The following is a 2,703-nucleotide window of genomic DNA, read 5'->3' on the forward strand; positions in this document are numbered from 1 at the left end:
GCGTCAGCTCACGCGTTCACTGACCGCCGGTCAGCTTCTCGCGAAGAGCCTGCAGCGCCTCGTCGGAGGCGAGCGAGCCGCCCTCGTCCTCGGAGACGGTCTCGTCGACCGAGCCACCCGAGGAGTAGGAGGTGGCCTCGCCGGCCTCGGCAGCCTTCTCGGCGGCCTCCTGCTGCTGCTTGATGTGGGCCTCCCAGCGAGCGTGGGCCTGAGCGTACTGCTCCTCCCACTTCGCGCGCTGCTCGTCGTAGCCCTCGAGCCACTCGCCCGTCTCCGGGTCGAAGCCCTCGGGGTAGATGTAGTTGCCCTGGTCGTCGTACGTCGCCGGCATGCCGTAGAGCGTCGGGTCGAACTCCTCGACGTCGGTCGAGGTGACCGTCTCGTTGGCCTGCTTGAGCGAGAGCGAGATGCGACGGCGCTCGAGGTCGATGTCGATGATCTTGACCATGACGTCGTCGTTGACCTGGACGACCTGCTCGGGGATCTCCACGTGGCGCTCGGCCAGCTCGGAGATGTGCACCAGGCCCTCGATGCCCTCCTCGACGCGGACGAACGAACCGAACGGCACCAGCTTGGTGACCTTACCCGGGACGATCTGGCCGATCTGGTGGGTGCGGGCGAAGTGCTGCCACGGGTCCTCCTGGGTCGCCTTCAGCGACAGGGAGACACGCTCGCGGTCCATGTCCACGTCGAGAACCTCGACGGTGACCTCGTCACCGACGGTGACGACCTCGGACGGGTGGTCGATGTGCTTCCAGGACAGCTCCGAGACGTGGACGAGACCGTCGACGCCGCCGAGGTCCACGAACGCACCGAAGTTGACGATCGAGGAGACGACACCCTTGCGGATCTGACCCTTCTGGAGCTGGGTCAGGAAGCCGTGGCGAACCTCGGACTGGGTCTGCTCGAGCCAGGCACGGCGCGAAAGGACCACGTTGTTGCGGTTCTTGTCGAGCTCGATGATCTTGGCCTCGAGGGTCTGACCCACGTACGGCTGCAGGTCGCGGACGCGACGCATCTCGACGAGGGAGGCCGGGAGGAAGCCACGCAGGCCGATGTCCAGGATGAGACCACCCTTGACGACCTCGATGACCGCGCCCTCGACGACGCCGTCCTCCTCCTTGACCTGCTCGATCGTGCCCCAGGCGCGCTCGTACTGCGCGCGCTTCTTGGACAGGATCAGGCGGCCTTCCTTGTCCTCCTTCTGGAGAACCAGGGCCTCGACCTTGTCGCCGACCTCGACAACCTCGGAGGGGTCGACGTCGTGCTTGATCGACAGCTCGCGCGACGGGATGACACCTTCGGTCTTGTAACCGATGTCGAGCAGGACCTCGTCCCGGTCGACCTTGACGATGACACCGTCCACGATGTCGCCGTCGTTGAAGTACTTGATGGTCTCGTCGATCGCGGCGAGGAAGTCCTCTTCCGACCCGATGTCGTTGATCGCGACCTGAGGCGCGTCGTAGTCGGGAAGAGGAATGTTGAGCGTGCTCGTCATAAGGGAGGTGGTTTCCTTGGGTGGACAGATATCGTCGGGTCACACACGGCTCAAGTCTCGGGTCGGCAGCCCCTCACCGGCACCAGCACAAACAGGCTTCGTCGCCCTGCGCGAACCGGCGGTAGAGGTAGCAAGCCAAGGTCCACTAGGTCTGGGACCCGGGCAGACTTCAGACGCAGTTTCTTAGCCTACGCTCCCGTCACAGGCTCCGTCCAACTGTCGACGTCACCGCGCTGGGCCTACGCTGTAGGGGTGGACCAAGCCATCAGCCCGGTCGTTCGACCGGAGGCGCCCATCGATCCCCCTTCGACAGGCTCAGGACATCGCTTCGGCGCGATCGAGACCTTCGGAACGACCGGCCCCGTGGTCAGAGCCGAGAGGCGTACGGTCGGCGAGGCCGAGTCGCGCCACGCGAACGGCCCCGACTGGGACCGCTATGCCGACGAGTACCAGGCGACCCATGGACCGTTCCTCGGCGAGGCCGGGTTCGTCTGGGGCCCGGAGGGCCTGACCGAGGCGGATCTCGGCATCCTCGGCGACGTCGACGGCCTGGACGTGCTCGAGCTCGGCTCCGGGGCATGTCAGTGCTCCCGCTGGGTGAACACCCAGGGCGGGCGCGCGATCGGCCTGGACCTCTCGGGCCGCCAGCTCCAGCACTCCCGGCGCCTCGACGAGCAGACCGGCGTGGTCGTCCCGGCGGTGCAGGCCACCGCGACCGACCTGCCGTTCGCGGACGGCTCCTTCGACGTGGTCTTCTGCTCCTTCGGAGCGCTGCAGTTCGTCAGCGACATCGCCCACGCGATCGCCGAGACCGCCCGCGTCCTGCGGCCAGGCGGCCGCTTCGCGTTCTCGATCACCCACCCGACGCGGTGGATGTTCCCCGACGACCCCGGCCCCGAGGGCCTGATCGCCGCGCAGTCCTACTGGGACCGCACGCCCTACGTCGAGGTCGACGACGAGACCGGCAAGGTGTCCTACGTCGAGCACCACCGCACCATCGGGGACTGGGTCTCGCTGCTGGCCGGTGCCGGGTTCAAGATCACCGACCTGGTCGAGCCCGAGTGGCCCGAGGACCACGAGCGGGTCTGGGGCGGCTGGTCACGGACCAGGGGCCTGCTGACCCCCGGGACCGCGATCTTCGGTGCCGACCTGACCAGCAGCTAGACAGGGCCGGTTACGGCGAAAACCCGAGCGCGGGCCCGGAG

The 2,703-nt window shown here is 67.3% G+C and carries 2 protein-coding genes; one reads left to right on the forward strand and one right to left on the reverse strand.

From position 1 onward, the window contains the following. Positions 1-16: 16 nt before the first annotated feature. The gene (rpsA, locus tag ACFU7D_RS29265; protein WP_008361841.1) at positions 17-1,498 is read right to left on the reverse strand and encodes a 30S ribosomal protein S1; all 1,482 of its coding nucleotides are present in this window, start codon (positions 1,496-1,498) and stop codon (positions 17-19) included. A 363-nt stretch (positions 1,499-1,861) separates the two neighbouring features. Here rpsA and ACFU7D_RS29270 point away from each other — a divergent pair, with 363 nt between their 5' ends. After that, positions 1,862-2,662: a class I SAM-dependent methyltransferase gene (locus ACFU7D_RS29270; protein ID WP_378729847.1), complete on the forward strand. Its 801-nt coding sequence runs from the start codon at positions 1,862-1,864 to the stop codon at positions 2,660-2,662. The last annotated feature ends 41 nt before the right edge of the window (positions 2,663-2,703 follow it).

The organism is Nocardioides sp. NPDC057577, assembly GCF_042801335.1.
In the GTDB taxonomy this organism is placed as follows: domain Bacteria; phylum Actinomycetota; class Actinomycetes; order Propionibacteriales; family Nocardioidaceae; genus Nocardioides.